This is a genomic window from Flavobacterium sp. WG21, from assembly GCF_000335775.1.
GTDB lineage: Bacteria > Bacteroidota > Bacteroidia > Flavobacteriales > Flavobacteriaceae > Flavobacterium > Flavobacterium tructae.
Window position 1 is genome coordinate 1 of the sequence record NZ_AMYW01000074.1, and the last position, 1,205, is coordinate 1,205.

General features: G+C 44.2%; 1 protein-coding gene. It reads right to left on the reverse strand.

What is annotated here, in order from left to right; genetic code table 11:
• The coding region (locus C245_RS23485) for an Ig-like domain-containing protein (protein ID WP_035747230.1) at positions 1–1,205 on the reverse strand (1,205 nt) is incomplete at both ends.

Genomic DNA, 1,205 nt, shown 5'->3' on the forward strand with positions numbered 1-1,205 from the left:
TACAGTCGATACATTGGTACAAACATCTGTAGCCGTCCAGGTATTGGTATACGTTCCGGAGTTTATGCAGTTTCCTGCAACGAAAGCCCCTGAAACTTTGGTATAAGTCACCGTTCCTCCACAATTATCGGTAGCTACCGGTGCATTGGCTTGCGCAGTTGTTAAACCGGCAGTATCGCTACATTGCAAAGTCACATCCAATGCGGCTGGAGCTGTAGTCCATGTTGGTGCGGTAGTGTCTTGAATTGTAATGGTTTGAGTAAATACAATTGATACATTGGTACAAACATCTGTAGCGGTCCAGGTATTGGTATAAGTTCCGGAGTTCACGCAGTTTCCGGCCACGAAAGCACCTGAAACTTTGGTATAAGTCACCGTTCCTCCACAATTATCAGTAGCTATTGGAGCATTGGCTTGAGCAGTTGTCAAACCGGCAGTATCACTACATTGCAAAGTCACATCCAATGCTGCTGGCGCTGTAGTCCATGTTGGCGCGGTAGTATCTTCGATAGTGATTACTTGTGTAAAAGTACCGGAAGTATTACCACAATTATCTACGGCAACCCAAGTATTAGTATAGGTACCGGCATTGCTACAAGATGCCGAAGCCACAAACTGACCACTCGTTTTGGTGTAAGTGACGGTTGAACAATTTGCGGTAGCAGTAGGTGCCTGATTTTGCGAAGCTGTTAATCCAGCAGCATCACTACATTGTAATGTAGTATCTAATGTTCCTGCTTGTGTAATCCAGGTTGGAATAGCAGTATCCTGAACAGTAATTACCTGAGTAAAGACTGTTGAGGTGTTGTTACAAACGTCATTTGCAGTCCAGGTATTGGTATAAGTTCCTGTACTTCCACAATTCCCTCCTTGAAATTGACCGCTTACTTTGGTATAGGTAACTGTTCCTCCACAATTGTCAGTAGCTACCGGTGCATTGGCCTGAGCAGTTGTCAAACCTGCAGTATCACTACATTGCAAAGTCACATCCAATGCGGCTGGCGCAGTTGTCCATGTTGGAGCGGTAGTATCTTGAATTGTAATGGTTTGAGTAAATACAGTTGATACATTGGTACAAACATCTGTAGCCGTCCATGTATTGGTATAAGTTCCGGAGTTTATGCAGTTTCCGGCTACAAAAGCCCCTGAAACTTTAGTATAAGTCACCGTTCCTCCACAATTGTCAGTAGCTATTGGTGCATTGG